Annotated in this window: 15 protein-coding genes, 1 tRNA gene and 2 pseudogenes; 12 read left to right on the top strand and 6 right to left on the bottom strand. The window is 67.4% G+C overall.

Annotated features, from left to right (window positions below):
- Positions 1 to 3 precede the first annotated feature (3 nt).
- Both A3CE_RS0140330 and A3CE_RS0140325 read right to left on the bottom strand, forming a co-directional pair.
- Positions 4 to 330, bottom strand: a complete 327-nt coding sequence (locus A3CE_RS0140330) for a helix-turn-helix domain-containing protein (protein ID WP_020638769.1) — start codon at positions 328 to 330, stop codon at positions 4 to 6.
- Entirely contained in the window at positions 331 to 1,404 is a 1,074-nt protein-coding gene (locus A3CE_RS0140325; RefSeq protein WP_020638768.1) for a tyrosine-type recombinase/integrase, read from the bottom strand.
- A 293-nt stretch (positions 1,405 to 1,697) separates the two neighbouring features.
- On the opposite strand from A3CE_RS0140325, the pseudogene A3CE_RS58970 reads away from it, so the two are divergent.
- The 12 genes and pseudogenes from A3CE_RS58970 to istB all read left to right on the top strand — a co-directional run.
- A pseudogene (locus tag A3CE_RS58970) lies at positions 1,698 to 2,282 on the top strand (DNA cytosine methyltransferase); the annotation flags it as partial.
- A 73-nt stretch (positions 2,283 to 2,355) separates the two neighbouring features.
- Positions 2,356 to 2,802, top strand: a complete 447-nt coding sequence (locus tag A3CE_RS58965) for a hypothetical protein (RefSeq protein WP_245589855.1) — start codon at positions 2,356 to 2,358, stop codon at positions 2,800 to 2,802.
- A gap of 32 nt (positions 2,803 to 2,834) precedes the next feature.
- Positions 2,835 to 3,167: a hypothetical protein gene (locus tag A3CE_RS58960; RefSeq protein WP_245589854.1), complete on the top strand. Its 333-nt coding sequence runs from the start codon at positions 2,835 to 2,837 to the stop codon at positions 3,165 to 3,167.
- On the top strand, positions 3,164 to 4,084 hold the full coding sequence (locus tag A3CE_RS0140315) for an adenine nucleotide alpha hydrolase family protein (protein WP_020645787.1): 921 nt from the start codon (positions 3,164 to 3,166) through the stop codon (positions 4,082 to 4,084). The genes A3CE_RS58960 and A3CE_RS0140315 overlap by 4 nt, the downstream gene beginning before the upstream one ends.
- A complete protein-coding gene (locus tag A3CE_RS0140310; RefSeq protein ID WP_020645786.1) occupies positions 4,081 to 4,629 on the top strand; it encodes a VUT family protein in 549 nt (182 codons plus the stop codon). The genes A3CE_RS0140315 and A3CE_RS0140310 overlap by 4 nt, the downstream gene beginning before the upstream one ends.
- Positions 4,626 to 5,522 carry a deazapurine DNA modification protein DpdA family protein gene (locus A3CE_RS0140305; protein ID WP_020645785.1) on the top strand — a complete coding sequence of 299 codons (897 nt, stop codon included), beginning with the start codon at positions 4,626 to 4,628 and terminating at the stop codon, positions 5,520 to 5,522. The genes A3CE_RS0140310 and A3CE_RS0140305 overlap by 4 nt, the downstream gene beginning before the upstream one ends.
- A 26-nt stretch (positions 5,523 to 5,548) precedes the next feature.
- Positions 5,549 to 6,211: a recombinase family protein gene (locus A3CE_RS0140300; RefSeq protein ID WP_020645784.1), complete on the top strand. Its 663-nt coding sequence runs from the start codon at positions 5,549 to 5,551 to the stop codon at positions 6,209 to 6,211.
- Positions 6,211 to 6,366 carry a hypothetical protein gene (locus A3CE_RS56925; protein ID WP_157376799.1) on the top strand — a complete coding sequence of 52 codons (156 nt, stop codon included), beginning with the start codon at positions 6,211 to 6,213 and terminating at the stop codon, positions 6,364 to 6,366. Before A3CE_RS0140300 ends, A3CE_RS56925 begins: the two co-directional genes overlap by 1 nt.
- Positions 6,367 to 6,643: 277 nt before the next feature.
- Complete coding sequence (locus A3CE_RS57555) at positions 6,644 to 6,829, top strand: excisionase family DNA-binding protein (protein ID WP_169524045.1); 186 nt, start codon at positions 6,644 to 6,646, stop codon at positions 6,827 to 6,829.
- Between the two features lie 69 nt (positions 6,830 to 6,898).
- A complete protein-coding gene (locus tag A3CE_RS0140295; protein WP_084641941.1) occupies positions 6,899 to 8,116 on the top strand; it encodes a site-specific integrase in 1,218 nt (405 codons plus the stop codon).
- Positions 8,117 to 8,447: 331 nt separating this feature from the next.
- A pseudogene (gene istA / locus A3CE_RS0140290) lies at positions 8,448 to 9,917 on the top strand (IS21 family transposase); the annotation flags it as partial.
- The gene (gene istB, locus A3CE_RS0140285; protein WP_020638425.1) at positions 9,917 to 10,687 is read left to right on the top strand and encodes an IS21-like element helper ATPase IstB; all 771 of its coding nucleotides are present in this window, start codon (positions 9,917 to 9,919) and stop codon (positions 10,685 to 10,687) included. The pseudogene istA and the gene istB, both read left to right, overlap by 1 nt.
- 453 nt (positions 10,688 to 11,140) lie before the next feature.
- Here istB and A3CE_RS0140280 read toward each other — a convergent pair whose 3' ends face one another.
- From A3CE_RS0140280 to A3CE_RS0140265, 4 genes are all read right to left on the bottom strand, one after another.
- Complete coding sequence (locus A3CE_RS0140280) at positions 11,141 to 13,882, bottom strand: ATP-dependent DNA helicase (protein ID WP_026469327.1); 2,742 nt, start codon at positions 13,880 to 13,882, stop codon at positions 11,141 to 11,143.
- Positions 13,883 to 13,887: 5 nt separating this feature from the next.
- Entirely contained in the window at positions 13,888 to 15,006 is a 1,119-nt protein-coding gene (locus tag A3CE_RS0140275) for an XRE family transcriptional regulator (protein ID WP_020645781.1), read from the bottom strand.
- On the bottom strand, positions 14,999 to 15,559 hold the full coding sequence (locus A3CE_RS0140270) for a hypothetical protein (RefSeq protein WP_020645780.1): 561 nt from the start codon (positions 15,557 to 15,559) through the stop codon (positions 14,999 to 15,001). The genes A3CE_RS0140275 and A3CE_RS0140270 overlap by 8 nt, the downstream gene beginning before the upstream one ends.
- 642 nt (positions 15,560 to 16,201) lie before the next feature.
- Positions 16,202 to 16,274: transfer RNA gene (locus tag A3CE_RS0140265), tRNA-Asn, on the bottom strand.
- Positions 16,275 to 16,388 lie beyond the last annotated feature (114 nt).

The raw sequence follows: 16,388 nt of genomic DNA, 5'->3' as shown, positions 1-16,388 counted from the left end.
CGATCACGTCGGGGGAAGCGATCGGCCATCTCGTCGCCGCGGCACCACACGCGGCGTCGGGCGTTCGCCTGCGACCGACTGATCGGACGCGGCAGTCTCGGGCTGCGGCACGGTTTCCGGTTCCGGGATCAGCAGTTCGCCGACCTCGCAGCCCAGCACCGCGCAGATCACCTCCAGATCGGCGAGCTTGATCGACGCCGGCTGTCCGGACCACAGATTCGACATTTTGCCCAGCGAGACGACCAGGCCGCGTTCGGCCAGCATGCGTTGCAGGTCGGATGCCTGCCAGATGCCGCGATTCGCGGCGGCCAGCCGCAGGTTCCACCGCATTCACATCAGCCCTTCCAGCCGCGCGGCAGCGCGTTTCTGCCCGGCGATCCAGGCGTCCTCGATCCGGCTGCGCTGCACATGGACGTACTTCATCGTGGTGGCAACCCAAGCGTGGCCGTACATCTCCTGAATGGAGATCAGATCGACGCCGCCCAAGTAGAGCTGCGAAGCGCAATAGTGCCGCAGCACATGTGGCGTCAGCCGCCCCGCCCACGACGGCAGATGCTCGGCGGTTGCCTCGACCAGCCCGACCCGCAGCGCGTTGTAGCTGACCCGGCAACGCGACCGGTCCGTGTGGCGGCGCTCGGAGGGAAACAGCGGCGCGCCGTGACGGGTGTGATCGTCGTCGAACTGGCCCCACACGTCTTCGATGTACCAGCGCAAGGTGCGGCCGGCGTCGTTGAGCAGCGGCACCATCCGCTCCCGCGGCCCGGAACCTCGCGCGCCCTTGCCGATGCGGACGTGCAGCTTCCCGAAGCGGCCCAGTTCCCACCGAATGTCGTCCAGATCGAGGTGGCGGGCCTCGTTGATGCGCAGCCCGACATCGGCCATCAACCGCGCCGCCGCGTAGTTACGGGCCGTCGGGGCGTACTTCCGGCAGTCCGCGAGACTTCTTGCCCACCCCGTGAACAAGGTGCGGACTTCGGACTCCAGCGGCGGGATGCGCAGCTTCGCGTTCTTGTTGCCGCGGGGCCGGTTCACCTCGTCGAGCGGACACTCCACGACCCGGCCGGTCATCGCGTGCAGCTCGACCTTGTGCCGCAACTCCAGGAACTCGAAGTACAGGGACAGCGCGCTCGCCCGCGCCAGCCGGGTCCCGCTCGGCGCCTTCCGCAGCTCGCGTCCGAAGTAGACGTCCGCATCGGACGGTTCCATCTCCCACAGCGGCCGTCCGAACCAGTCCCGGATCTGCTCCAGGTTGCTCAGCTCGCCACGGATGGTCTTGTCCGCCATCCCGGCCGAAGACCGGGCCAGCACCAACCCGGCCATCACGTCGACCTCGAACTGCTCGAGCTCATCCGCCGAGGGCGACGGCCGATGTGACCGCAGGTCCCGCACTGCCGCGACCGCCAACTCACACCACCTGTCTTCACTCAACCTGGAATGAGATCACACGCGATGAAACCACTTCAGAAATCCCGAAGCAACTTCAACACGCCGACAGCCGCAGCGGAGGACACAAAGCCGCTGATCAGCGGCCAGTCGGCACCAAGGACGCGAACGAACTCGGGTGATGTCGTACTGCGGCGCCCGGCGGGTTCAGGAATCTCGACGGACCGTCAGGATTCCCGACGGCTCCTCACCGGCCGAGCACGACACGCCGAGAACCCGAGGGGCGAGTCGGGTGTGTCGGCGAGCTGGGCGGCATGACCACCCGACCACCTCGCACCCGAGCCCGGTCGGGGCGCGACTCCGCCCCCACCCTCGTCGCCGTCACTACGGCGGCGGCGGGGGCGGTGCGGGCGGCCACTTCGCCGACCGTGCCGGACGACGCGCGGCAGAACGTGTCGGTCGGCGCGAGCCCCGGACCGGTCGTCGGGTCGGTGTGTACCGGCTACCTCGGACTGGACCTCGGCGTGCTGGCCGCGTTCGGCGGCGGACGCGTCGCCTGGGTCGCCGACCCCGACCCGCACATCGCTCAGATCCTCGCCGCCCGGCTGCCGGGTGTGCCCAACCTCGGCGACGTGCGCGCCATCGACTGGACCGCGGTGGAGCCGGTTGACGTGCTCACCGCCGGGTTCCCCTGTCAAGACATCTCCGCCGCCGGGCGGCGCGCGGGCATCGAGAACGGAGCGCGAAGTGGCCTGTGGACCGACATCGTGGCGGGCGTTCGCCTACTACGACCCGCGCTGCTCGTCCTGGAGAACGTCGCCGCGCTTCGCTGGAAAGGCGGAGGTCTCCACCGTGTACTCGGCGACCTGGCCGAAGCAGGGTATGACGCGCTCTGGCGTAGCGTCCGCGCCGCCGACGTCGGCGCGGCACACCGCCGCGAGCGAGTGTTCCTGCTCGCCTGGCCTCGTCCCGGTGCCCCCGACCACGGAGGCCGAGATGCTGCCGACGCCGACCGCGCACGACGGTTCCTCCAACGGCATCTCGGCGGCCAGCCGACAGGGCGGCCCGTCGCTGCTGGACCGGTTGCGGCTACTGCCGACACCGACCGCCTCGGACGCGAAGAACTGCACGCACAAGACGCAGGGTGGCGGCCCGTCGCTACCCGACCAGGCGCGGCTGCTGCCGACGCCGAGGGCGTCGGACACCGGCACGGCGGGACGCCGTGCCGGGGTCGGGTTTCGGCCGCCGTTGTCGCAGCAGGTGCTTCCGTTGGTCGACCCCGAGACGTTCCTGCCAACGCCTCGGGCAACCGACGGGACGAAGGGTTGCCCGGCGCAGCGGGGCTCGAAGGGCGACTTGATGCTGCCCTCAGCGGTGATGCGCCTGCTCGTCCCGGAAGCGGGCGGCGGCATCTCGTAGCCGTCGACCCCGATCTCGCCTCGCCAGCATCGGTGCATCCCGAGGTGGACTGGGGCGACTACGCGCCGGCCGTGCGGCGCTGGGAACAGGTGCTCGGGCGACCAGCGCCGCTCCCCACGCAACCGGGCGTCCATGGGCGTCCCGTGCTATCCCCGGCCTTCGTCGAGTGGTTCCAAGGGCTCGAGCCGGGCTGGGTGACGGCCCTTCCGCTACCGCGCACCGCGCAACTTCGAGCGCTGGGCAACGGCGTCGTCCCGCAGCAGGCCACATACGCCGTCGGGTTGCTGCTCGCCGACCTCGCCGCACTTCTCGACGCCGGTTCCACCGAGCCCTCCGGATACGCGGAGGAGGCGAACGCGGCATGACCAATCTAGCCTCCGCTCACGACGCCGGTCCGGTCCTGCGATGCCTCTCGCTGGGCGCCGGAGTCCAGAGCAGCGCCGTCCTTTTGCTGGCCTGCGAGGGCGTGATCCCGCGCTTCGATGTCGCACTGTTTGCCGACACCGGCTGGGAACCACGCGCGGTGTACGCGAACCTCGCCCGGCTACGTGCGCACGCGGCGAAGTTCGGCATCCCGGTCCGCACGGTGTCGGCGGGCAACATTCGCGACGACGCGCTCGACCCGGCCCACCGGTTCGTGTCGATGCCACTGCACGTGCTCAACCCCGACGGCAGTCGAGGCTTGGCGCGCAGGCAATGTACTAGCGAGTACAAAATTTCGCCGCTGAAGAAGGCAGCGCGCGAACTGCTCGGCTACCCGCATCCGCGACGGGTGCCCCGCGGCGTGTACGTCGAGCAGGCCATCGGCATCAGCACCGACGAGTTCACCCGCGCCAAGGACTCCGGCGTCAAGTACCTGCGCAACGTCTTCCCGCTGATCGACCTCGGCTGGGACCGCACGCGGTGCGCCGACTATCTCGCCGAGCGCGGATTCGGCGAAACGGTGAAAAGCGCCTGCATCGGGTGCCCGTTCCACGGCAACGCGGGCTGGCGCTGGATTCGCGACAACGACCTCGACGGCTGGGCCCAGGCGGTCGAGTTCGACAAGGCCATCCGCGACGGCTACCCGCACGCCACCAAGCAAGGCCAGGAGTTGCGCGGGAAGTACTTCCTGCACCGGTCGTGCCGGCCGCTCGACGAAGTCGACCTCGACCTGCCCGCTCCCGGAAAGCGGCACCTGAGGCTGGCCTCCGCCAAAGCGGTGGAGGAGGACGATCCTGACGGCTGCTCGCCGTGGTCGTGCCGGTCCGGTGCCGCGGTCACCGAGGAGCGCGCGGCATGACCGGGCTGTCGCACTCCCGCGCGGAGGCGGGGCACGGGCTCGTCTGTTCGGGTCTGGCGGTGTCGGCCGCCTATGTCGGCTCGGTGGTGATGGCGAACTGGGCCTCCACCCATTGGTCGGCCCTGCTCGTCGGCTCGCTGATCGTGCCCGCCGGCACGCTGTGGGCCGGGGTGACGCTGACGCTGCGAGACCTGCTGCACGAGGCCCTGGGCACGGCCGGCGTCCTCGCCGCGATCGCGGTGGGGGCATGGCTGTCCTGGTCGTTGGCCTCACCACAGATTGCCGTCGCGAGCGTCGTCGCGTTCGGCGTGTCCGAGTGCGTCGACTCGGTCATCTACGGCCGGATCCGGTGCCGGTCACGGCTGGGCGCGGTCGTCGGCTCGAACGCCGTCGGCCTGGTCAGCGACAGCGTGCTGTTCGTGCCGCTGGCGTTCGGATCCTTCGCCGCAGTACCCGGCCAGATCCTCGGCAAGACGGTCGCCACCGCGCTCACCGTCGCGGCGTTGCTGCTGGCGAAGACCGCTCGGCGGGCGGTGTCGCGATGAGGTTCTTCCTTGGCACCCATCAGCCGTCCTGGTTGGCCCGTGATCTCGGTGTCCCGCTGTTGGTCTCCCACCGCAGGTTGGCCGGCCGACGCAGCCTGCCGCGCGCGACCGGGCCGTGGGCGTGCGACTCAGGCGGCTTCACGGAGTTGTCGATGCACGGCCGGTGGCGCATCGACGAACGCGGCTACGTCGCGGCGCTTCGCCGCTACGCCACCGAGATCAGCCACCTCGCGTGGGCCGCACCAATGGACCACATGACGGAGAGCCATGTCCTGGCACGCACCGGTGCGACGGTGCGCGTCCACCAGAACCGCACGGTTGCCAACTACCTGCGGCTGCGGGACCTCGCGCCCGAGCTGCCGATCATCCCTGTGCTGCAAGGCCAGTCCATTACGGACTACAACCGGTGCGCGGATCTCTATGAACGACACGACGTCGATCTCGCCGCGTTGCCGCTGGTCGGTGTGGGCAGTGTGTGCCGCCGTCAGCACACCGCAGAAGTGGAACAGATCATGCGGTCGCTGTCGGCTCGTGGATACCGCTTGCACGCATTCGGGGCGAAGGTTCTGGGGCTGGGGCGCTACGCCGACGCCATCTCTAGCAGCGACTCGGCATCGTGGAGTTTCCGCGGGCGATACGTTCCCGGCTGCTCGCCCAGCCACCGCAGCGAATCCAACTGCCTGCGCTTCGCGCTGGGTTGGCATACCCGGCTTCTGACCTCATTGCGCGCTGAAGAACCTGGCTACCGGCCCGATCGCGGGCTGACTTCCGCGCGCGGCAAGAGACCGCGAGCAAGTAGCCAAAGGACCGGGCGCACCCGGTCTGGCTCGCAGCGCCCGCGCCAGGCCGGCGCGTGTACGGCCGCTCGCACGCAGATCTCGCGTGCCTCATAGGCCCTTCACGGAATTGGAGAACCGCCATGCCTTCGAACAACACCGCGCGGGAAGAGTCCGGCGACCGTATTTCGCACTGGGCTGCGACCGCCGGCCGCCTGACTTTCGGACAGCGCCTCGCCGCGATGGGCGCCCGGCTGTTCGGTTCGGCGACAGAGCCGGACAACGGCGAGGCCATACCGTCGTGGGGCGTGCGGCAGTACGTCTTGCGCGGCTACCACGCCGCGAACCTCGCAGCAGCGTGCTCCACGTCCGAGGAATTGGTGCGCGCCGGTTCCAACAGCGGAGACGTGCCCTACGGCTACCGCGCCCGGCGGGTCCGGGTCAATCCGGAAGGCCGAAGGCCGCGCTGGCGCACCCGGCTGCTGATGGAACCGGTCGAAGCCTCCACGGTACGGATGATCTTCGTGTGGAGGGCCGGCGAGCCCGGCGCATGGACGGTGGCGACGGTGCGGGCCAACCTCCGCAACCCGAAGTACTTCGGCCGACAGGTCTGGGGACGCACCCACCACGGAAAACCGACTCCACGAACTGCCTGGATCTGGTCAGAGGCGTGGGCGCACCCGCCGCCCGTAACCGCCGAAGAGTTCGCCTCCGCCGACCGACGCTCGTGGCATGTCCCGTCCTCGGTCAAAACCAAAGACGACCCGGCGAATGCGCTGCCATCCGATCACCGGCAGGCGGCGTGATGGCCGCGAACCACCACCCGGACGGGTTGACGATCGACGTCATCACCGACCTGCAGCGTGAAGTCAACGACGAACTCCGACGGGAGGGCTATCCCGTTCAGCAACCAGAGCCTCGTGGCAGTCCGGCCAACCCCGGCCCGCAGGCGCCGGGATGACAACTCCTCACCAACGGGTGACTTGCCGTGGCCGGTGCTGCGTCACGGCCGCCCCGGGATGCGATCCGATCGGAGGCAGGACCGGCGTCGGTACGTCGCAGCGCCACGACCGTTCCACAGATGGGTTCTGCGGACCGCAGGCGACCGTCAGCGCGCCGATCGCGACCACGCAAGACCTGCGCCCCGCCGCAACCAGGCAACACCGACAGGTGCGGCCCAAGAGCGCGCCAGGAATCCAACAGCGAAGCTCCATCTCAACCCCGTAAGGACAACGAAGATGACCGAGTCACTGCCACGACGAGCATGGACGCCCAAGGAAGTAGCCGCGCAGCTGGGAATTCCCTACGAGACCGTGCTTGACCTGATCCACAAGAAGAAGCTCGGCGCCGTCACGGCCGGACGCTACTACCTGATTCCCGATTTTGAAATAGAAAATTTTCTGCGCACACAAGAGTTGCCCTAACATCGATTGCGCAAATCGAATGCGGAATAGCCGCAATCAGCTCATCTTTCCAGCGACGGAGTCGGCATCATGGGGCGACCAGCAACACCGGTAGGCACATACGGCGTCATCAACGTCGAGCAGTTGCCTCCGACCCGAGCTGGCAAGGTGCGTCATCGCGCGAGCGCGTACTTCAGGATGGCAGACGGATCGCTTCGCCTCGTTCGCCGGCAGGCACCAACGAAAGGCCAGGCAACGACCCGCCTGAAAGAAGCACTACGCGAACTGGCAACCGAAACCCAGGACGGCGACATCGACAAAGACACACGTTTTTACCATGTGGTTGAACTGTGGCTCGAAGAGATCGCCCAGGAGGCAGAATTGGGCAACCTGTCCCCCACCACCGTCAGCCTGTACCGGCGAGCCCTCAAGAACTGGGCGCTCCCCTCACTCGGCCAACTGCGATGCCGCGAAGTCCTCGTCACCCGATGCGACAAGGTAGTCAAAAAGGCACGCGCCAAGGCGAGCTATGACACCGCCAAGACCGTCAAGGCAGCCCTTTCGGGCGCCTGCGACTATGCCGTGCGCCATGGCGGCATGGATGCGAACCCCATTCGCTCGGTCGGGCGCATGTCGCGGGGCAAGCAGAAGGAAGTCGTGACGTTGTCTGCCCCGCAGCGTGCCGACCTTCTGGCGAAGCTGCGCGCCTACGCGCCGACGCGGCAGGTCGACGCGCGCGGACGGTCGCTGGGGGCACGCGGCCGGATCTGGCTGGACCTGCCGGATCTCATGGAGGCCATGCTGTCGAGCGGAGCGCGGATCGGGGAGGTACTCGCGATCCTCGGGCCTGACGTCGAGCCGGCAGCCCCCACGGTCGCGGTGACTCACCACGTCGTCCGCGTACCGGGTGCCGGGCTCGAGAGGCGTCAGCTCCGCAAGGGGAACGTCGGCGGCCTGCTGCTCGCGGTGCCGCAGTGGTCGGTGCCCATGTGGCAGCGACGCAAAGAAGCCGCCGGCGACAACGCCCTGTTCGCCTCGTTCACCGGCGAACTCCTCGACCCCTCGAACGTGATCAACCGCCTGACCGAGGCAGTGACCGCGGTCGGCTACGAGTGGGTCACCAGCCACGTGTTCCGGAAGACGGTCGGCACAGTGCTCGACGAAGCCGACCTACCCATCACAGCGATCGCCGACCAGCTCGGCAATACCCCAGCAGTGGCGGAGCGTCACTACCGAAAGCAGCGGGTAGCCAACTTGGGGAACGCCGACGCGTTGGAGGCGATGATGCCCGCAGCAGCGGCGCCCTAACGGAGTTCCTAATCACGTCCCCGGCTGGGACGCGGTCACCGAGGGCCGCATTGGTGGATGCAGAGTGCGCCGTCATGGCAGATGAGGAAGGGCCCGGTCGAGGTAGCCACGTTCGTGGGTCTGCCAGCGGACATGAAAAAATCCGGGTGGGCGGACAGTTCGGTCCGGGTGGGCGGACATGAAATCTCCGGGTCGATGGACATGAGATCTCCGGGACACGCCTGACATCAATGCAGGTAGGGACCCCTCCGGCGGGGTTGGCTCTGGTTGCTGATCAGTTGCCCGCCCGTGCGGCCGGAGGAGTCCCTTGACCAAGTCTGACAGGGAAATCATGGACATCTTGGAAGCGTTCGATTTGACACGCTGTGCGCACTCGGCAGCGGAGCTGGCGGGGGTGGATGAGAAGACCGTCGCCCGTTATGTCGCGATCCGCGACGCGGGTGGTGACCCGTTCACCCCGGCGCGGCGGGCTCGTGGGATCGACCCGTTCCTGGGCAAGATCGAGGAACTGGTGGCGAACTCCCAGGGCCGGGTCCGCGCCGATGTGGTGCATCAGCGGCTGGTCGCGATGGGGTTCACCGGCACCGACCGCACGACCCGGCGCGCGGTCGCCGAGGCGAAAGCAGCGTGGAAGGCCGGCCACCGCCGCAAGTACCGGCCGTGGACCCCGGAGCCGGGGATGTGGATGCAGTTCGACTGGGGTGAGGGCCCTCGAGTCGGCGGGCGGCGCACGCAGTTGTTCTGCGCGTGGCTGTCGTGGTCGCGCTTCCGCGTGGTGCTGCCCGCATGGGACCAGACCTTGGGCACTCTGGTGTCCTGTGTGGATGCNACGTTGCGTCGGATCGGTGGCGCACCAACATATCTGCTGACCGACAACCCCCGGACGGTGACGATGGACCGGGTCGCCGGGGTGCCGGTACGTCACCCTGAGATCGTCGCCGCGGGCCGGTATTACGGCTGCAAAGTCGAAACGTGTGAGCCGTTCGACCCCGAGTCCAAGGGCGGCGCCGAGCACACCGTCAAGATCGCCAAGGCGGACCTGGTGCCCACCACGGCGAACCTGCTGCCCGCCTACTCGACGTTCGCCGACCTGGCGGACGCGTGTGTCGAGTGGTGCGAGCGGGTCAACGCCCGCACCCACCGCGAGACCGGGGCCGCTCCGGATGTCCGGCTGGCCACCGAACTGCAGCATCTGCACGTCCTGCCCGCCGAACCGCACGCGATCGCCCTCGGCGAGGAGCGCCTGGTCGACGATGACCAGACGATCCGGTTCGGGTCGGTGCGCTACTCCACCCCCGACGGGCACCAGGGCAGCAAGGTCTGGGCCCGCGTCACCGGCGACGAGCTGGTCATCGTCGGCGACACCACCGCCGGGCTGACCGAGATCGCCCGGCATGTGCTGTCCACTCCGGGTTCTCCGCGCATCGACGACGCGCACTACCCGCACCATCCGGGCGGGAATCTGCCTCGCCCGCCGAAGGTCAGGGCACGCACTCCGGAGGAGGTCGCGTTCCTCGCCCTCGGCGAGGGTGCTCGCCGGTGGCTGGTCGAAGCCGCTGCGACCGGGGTGACCCGGATCCGGGTCAAGATGGCCCGCGCGGTGGAACTGGCGGCGATCCTGGATGCCGGCCGGGTCGACGACGCGCTGGGGCTGGCGGCGATCGCGGGCCGGTTCGCCGAGGACGACCTCGCCTCGATCCTGGACCACCTGACCTCCTCCGGGCCGCCGAGTGACGTGGTGGTGGCCGATGAGGCCCACTCCGCGCAACCGGGCACCAGCGGCTGGGAGGTGTTCGGCCAGTGAGCAGCCCCAAAGCCCCCGCCCTGCCTGAGGAACTGGACCTGGTGCTGCGCCGGATGCGGCTGCCCTACCTGCGCAAAGCCGCACCCGACGTCCTGGCCACCGCGCGGGCGCAACGCTGGGATCCCGCCGAGGTGCTGCGCGTCCTGCTCGGCGAGGAGGTCACCGGCCGCGGCGCCGCGACCCGGCGGATGCGGCGCAAGACCGCGAACTTCCCCACCGGCAAGACGTTCTCCTCCTGGCGCGCCGAGGAATCCTCGATCTCCGAGGCTACCCAGAACTCACTGTCCACATTGGAATGGATTGGAAGACAAGAGAACCTGGCCGTCGCGGGGCCGTCGGGCACCGGGAAGTCGCACTTCGTGGAAGCCCTCGCGCACTCGGCGATCGAGAACGACATGCGGGTGTCCTGGTTCACCCTGGAAACCTTGACCGCCGCGGTCGGCAAAGCCAAGGTCGACGGCTCGGTGGCCCGCACGATCTCCCGGATCTGCGGCTGCGACCTCATCGTCGTCGACATCGGGATGCTGCCCGCCGGGCAGGACGCCGCCGAGGCGTTCTACCGGATCATCGACGCCGCCTACGAACGCCGCTCGATCGCGGTGACCAGCAACATCCATCCCAGCGGGTTCGACTCGATCATGCCGAAAACCCTCGCCACGGCCACCGTCGACCGGCTACTGCACCACGCCCACCTGGTCACCACCAAAGGCGACAGCCACCGCCTCGCCGAAGCCATCGCGGGCAAGGGGGTGGTCCCCTTGACCTAACCAAGATCCGGAGAACCGCTGTCCATCAGCCCGGACAAGTACTGTCCGCCAGCCCGCAGACCAGCTGTCCGCCCGCCCGGAGTTCCCAATGACCGTTGACAGGGTCTCGGGCTGATGCTCGGCATACCAGGCAGCGGCATCGGCGATTGATCCTGAATTCCAGAGTAGGTCGGCCGGGCACGGTTCGGCGCGGGCGCCGGCCAGTTCCAATCCGCCTCCAATACCTGGCCGGCGAACTCGGCCCGCCGGAGCCCGATTGACGTCCCGGTATCGTCGTTGATCGCGCAATTCGCTGCGCCGCTCCCGGCGAGCCCGATCGTTGCTCTGCCCCGACCACACCACCACGGCCGCGACGTCGGCCACGAGGAGTTAACCGCTTTCCAGGATCGACCACATCGCCGCCTACCGAACCGTGGTCGCCGAACCGACCGCCAGCATCTCCCGGAGCATCCACTACGGCCGGAGGCGTTCTTTCTGCCGCCTCGGCCGGGGCTCAATAGGAATGACACCGCGGCGCGCCTTCAGCAGGTTTTCGTCCTTCGCCCTCTCGCGCACCGCCAGTCGGCTCAGGATCCGTTGCTGTGTCTCCGGCGTCCAGAAGACGCCCAGCCGACGCCTTGCCCGCGTGATCGCCGTGTAGAAGATACTGTGGGAGATCCGCTCCTCGTTGGCGTCCGTGATGACCACCTTGACCGAGTCGTATTCCAAGCCCTGTGCCTTGTGAATCGACACGGCGTAGGCGATCTGGAAGGGCACTAGCGTGTTGACGTTGTCGTCATCGTCGTCCGAGTTCGGGCGCTCGAAGATATCGAACTGGACTACCGAGCCCTCGACCCACCGCAGGTCAGTGCCGAACAGATCGCCCTCGGTGACCTCACGTTCGAGGTCGATGTCGAACGTGATGCGACCGGGCGCGCGGTCGATGCCGGTAATCGTGCCTTTCATGTTGTTGAAGATGACCGGCCGAAAGCGCTCGGTCTCGTTGAACAGCACTGGGTCGCCGACCTTGTAGGTCGCTTCGCCCCAGGTCGCGGCGGGACTCGGGTTGCTCGCCTGCAGGAACCGGTTGACGTTGTTGATGCCGTAGAGCCCGTCATAGTTTAGGCACAGTACGATCTCGTCGTCGCTCTCGCGCAGGAAGAGCGCATCGCCCAGCCGTTTCGAGTAGCCGTTTTTGGAGAGTGACTCCTCGATCCGGTCGTCAAGGTTCCGCACCCGATTCCATAAGGTGAGCAGGGCTCCGTCTTCCGTCCGCCAAGGCTTGGTCAGCTCAAAGACCGAGTCCTTGGGGACGTAGGAGCGGGCGAGGTTGAACCAGTTGCCAAACTGGATCGACTCGATCTGGTAGACGTCACCGACGAGCACCAGCAGCTCGAACTTGGTGCTGTTGAGTACCTTCAGCAGGCTCGCGTTGTCCACAAAGCTGCACTCGTCGATCACGACGACGTCGTAATTCGAGCCGAATGGCGCGCTTTTGTTGATGTGACTGGTGATCGTGCTGAATTCGGAGTTCGGTGCATGTACCCGACGCTTCAGGTTATCGATGGCCGGGTGGGTGTGCGCGAGGAAGAGCTTCCGCCCGGTCGAGAAGTAGTTGGCGATGTGGTCGACCATGGTGGACTTTCCGGTCCCGGCCGCGCCGTAGAGCAGGGCGACCTTCGAGTGTTCGAAGAGGGCCTTCAGCGCCTGGGCTTTCAGGTCGTCATCGACCTTGTCCGGGTTCGCATCCAGCCAATCCTGAACGCCATCGGCGTGCCCATCGATGCCCTCACCCACGATCGACTGCAGCTTCTGGATGATGGCCACCGTGTCGTCTTCGTACCCGACGATGAAGACGTGTCCGTTGGCGTGGGCGAGCTTCCGCGGCGCGTGCCGGTCGGTCGGGGGGAGCAGCTGGTTGTACTTCTGGATCAGCGCGTCGACGTCGCCGAGGTCTTCGCACTCCGTATCCGGTGTGTAGATCGCGCCGTGCTGCTCGACGTTGTTCCTTACGCGGCGCGCCAGCAGCTCGTGCTCGCGGCCGGTTGCATCAAGGCTCTCAGCGAGATCCGCGAATCGCGGGAGGTGACCGCTGGGAGCGCTGCAGAACGGCATCGTGTCGAAGGGTTTGCTCCGCGACGTGAGCCGGAGCCCCGAGAGCCAACTGTTCGGCGCGGGGTCGTATTGGGCCTTGATCCACCGATTACGCATCTGGAGCATCAGGTACCGCAGCACACGGGACCCCGGCTGGTTCGCGCGGATGAGCGCTCGAGCCTGGTCGAGCGCAGGGAAGATCGATGCGACCTGCGGCGAGTCGCCAAGAGCCCAGCTGCGGATCTGGTTGTAGCTCGCGTCGGTCATGTCGACGAGGTCGAGCAGGCTGGACCGGGTAATGGTCAGGTACTGCATCAGGTTTCGATACTCAACGTGGCTCGCTTGAACACGCGTCGACAGGCCGAAGAACCGCGCGTAGTTGTTGAACTCACAGGGGCGTATCGAGACCTCCCACGAGCGGATGACCAAGATCGGCATGGTTTGCCCCAGCACCGTGATCGATTCGCTCGACAGGTCCAGGTAGGCCGCGTACCTGTCGGTCATGTCGATGTCGGTGAACGCGATCGTGCGGTCGAACTTGCTCGTCCAGTTGTGCGCCACCGAGAAGGTGACCTCGTAGTAGATCCTCCCGCGACAGAAGAAGGGTCGCGAGCTATGGATGTAGTAGCGCTGGCGACGGCGCTCGGTCCGCGTCGCACGGGTCGCCTCGATGCGCTCCGCGATCTTCTCGTGGTACTCACGCAGCGACGGGTCGAGGTCTGCGGGGAACAGCTCGAGATTGCCGAGAATCCTGATGCCGAACTGCTTCAGCGCGAGGTCGCGAGTGCGAAGCAGGTACTCGTAGTACTTGAGCATCAGCCGCTCGGACGGGTCGCCGTCCAGCGTGTAGTGCGAGACACTGGCCTGGAGCAGGTTGTGGAACCTGCTCAGCAAACGGAACTTCGCCTTCGCCTTGACCTCAACCAGTGCAGGCCCCACCTGGTCGTAGTGGAACTCAGCAGAGGGATCGTCGAGATGCGCCCAGACGATGAGCCCCTCGACCATGTTCCGGAGCTGAGAGAGTAGGTTCTGCGACAGAAGACCGCGATCGTCACGGAGACTGGCGATGTTCTGGCAGATTACCCCGTCGACGCTCTGCACCTGCTGCTGTACCGATGCCATGGCAGTCAGTTCCCGCCGCCGACCAGGCGAAGGACCGGACGCTGGTCGGCATCGCCGAGCAGGTCACGGACTTGCGCGGTGCTGAGTTTCAGCGCCTCAGCGAGAGCCGGAACCCCCACGCCGTGGTCGCTCGCCAGCTCCGCAGCCTTCTTCAGGAGTGACGGGTTCTCCCCCGGGTACGCGCTCGTCGGGTCGGCCCGCGGGTCGTCGGTTGTGGCCAGGCGCTGGTATGCCCGCCGCGCTGACGACTCGGTGGTGCGCCCGCGCTCGACCATCCGGCGGACGAGCGACTGCGGTGAGACACCCCATGTCCGCCCGAGCCGGTCCAGCGCCGCCAAGTCCAGCCGTTGCGGCAGCAGTGCATCCATGGCAGCTGCCGGCGTCAGGAATGCGGCCGCGAACTCGTCTGCCTCCTTCTCGACCCCAGCGCTGTGGCCGCTGGCGTCACGATGCAGCAGGAGGTGGCCGATCTCATGCGCAGTCGAAAACCTATGTCTGAAGACGTTCTCGCTGCGGCGGGGCGTGGTGATGATGATCGGTCTGTCGACGATGACGGCGGAGAATGCATCGACAGCGTCGATCTCGCGCAGCGGCCGTATGGCGACGACGATGCCGCGGGACTCGGCCGTGGCGACCAAGTGCTTCACCGGACCGTCTGGCAACCCCCAGTGCGCGCGGAGCGCCGCGGCAGCCTCGGACGGCGTCGCACCGGCGGCGAGGACCGGGAGATCCGCGTCGGGCAGCTTGACATAGCGCTCGAGCGCGAAGGTCAGCTCCCACACCAGCGCCGCAGTGGCCAGCGCCTTCTGGCGGTCGCTGACGCGGGCTGACCTCAGGCTGCGGAAGTGTGCGGTCAGGGTGTCGATGCGCGCAAGTGGGCGGCCAACGCCGAAGAACTCCGGACGGACGTTCAAGTAGGTCGCCAACCGGTCGAGCACCTCGGGCCGCGGCGAGTTCACGCCGGCCTCGTACTGGCCGATCGCTGCCGCAGAGACACCGACCTCGGCAGCTAGGTCGGCCTTGCTCACGCCGAGGCGAACCCGTGCCTGGGTCAACCGTGCCGGCTCGAACCGACCGTTCCGGCCGGGCTGGACCTCGAACAGGCCTTGGCCCTCCTCACCCATCGGTCGGCGTCCGGCCCTGCTTCTGGAGCTCCACGACCGGCGCGACCGGCTCACCGCTATCGAACGACTCGACGGTGGATGCAGCGTCATCGGCGGCGAGTTCCGGCTCCCAGATGCACTCATGCCCACGCAGCTTGACCTTGCCGTCGACGTCGAGCACGGCGACGGCCCACTCGATCGACTGCAGCTGCCTCGGCGTCGACTCGACCATGACCAGCACCAACGGCATTGTGTCGCCGACCGCCCTGAGCACGGGGCCGAGCTCGCTCTCCTCCGAGGCGTCATAGACGGGCTCAGGCTCGCCGGACAGGCTGGGCTCCCACAGTGTCGGGTCGAGGGGAGCAATCATGAAGCCGTTCTTCCGGGTCGGGCTCGACGCGAACCCGCTCACCGCCTTCGGATTGTTCGACATGCGCCAGACGTACACCAGGCTATCGTTGACGACCGGGACCTCGTGCCCGCCGGGGGCCAGCTTGATGGACCGGAAACCTCGGCCCTTCAGTGCTTCACAGGTGTCGTCCAGTAGGTCTCGCCACTGGCTGCCGAACCCCATCGCGTACCGCGACCCGGAGACCAGGTGAGCTTCGGCTGCGAGACCGTGTCGCGCCCGTACGACCTCAACGAGCAAGTCGCGCAGGCCGGGAGCATGAGAGCCGAGAGCATCGGCGGGTGAGTCCGGAACCATGGGTGGCCCTCCTGGAGCAGGTGTCCAAGGCCGCGGCTCGGTCAGGACGTAACTTCAGTATCGCACACGATCCACGCGCTAACGCTTCAGTTGTGTGGCGTGTCGACCATGGGCCCCGGGAGGTTCGCCGGCACCGGGGCAGACTGACAAGGGGCGACCCCGGCCGACGGCTACGAGCCCTTTGTCCGATAGTCAGTCACCGAGGCGTCCACGCTCTCGCGAGGAAATGTCATGGATCGAGACTGATCATGGACGACAAGGCCGGGCGCCGCGAGGGCCGGGCGCTATCTCGACGTCCCGCTCTGGCCGTGGATCTCGCCGGTGACCGGGCCGCCGCACCTACCCCGCAGCTGTCCCGCCGGGCACCGGCTGGACCCAGGGCAGCTGCAGCGTTGATGCCCGCAGCGGCACCGTGACGGAGTTTTTAATCACTAAATCCTCCCTCCAGACGTCACCGCCCCACAACGCAGAGAAGCCCAGGCCGTTGGCCTGGGCTTTCTCGTCTGGAAGCTCCCCCGCTTGGACTCGAACCAAGAACCCTCCGGTTAACAGCCGAATGCTCTGCCAGTTGAGCTACAGGGGAATGTGCTCACTTCCGGTGCCGGTCTCCGACCGACGAGAAGAACTTTAACCCATGCCCCCAAAGGCCTTCTCACCACCCCCCAGTTAGCCGGCCCGCCCCCGCCGGTGGTGGTTT

The sequence above is a fragment of the Amycolatopsis balhimycina FH 1894 genome (assembly GCF_000384295.1).
Taxonomy (GTDB): Bacteria; Actinomycetota; Actinomycetes; order Mycobacteriales; family Pseudonocardiaceae; genus Amycolatopsis; species Amycolatopsis balhimycina.
The sequence above is the reverse complement of the archived record's forward strand: the minus strand, read 5'-3'. Positions and strand labels throughout refer to the sequence as shown.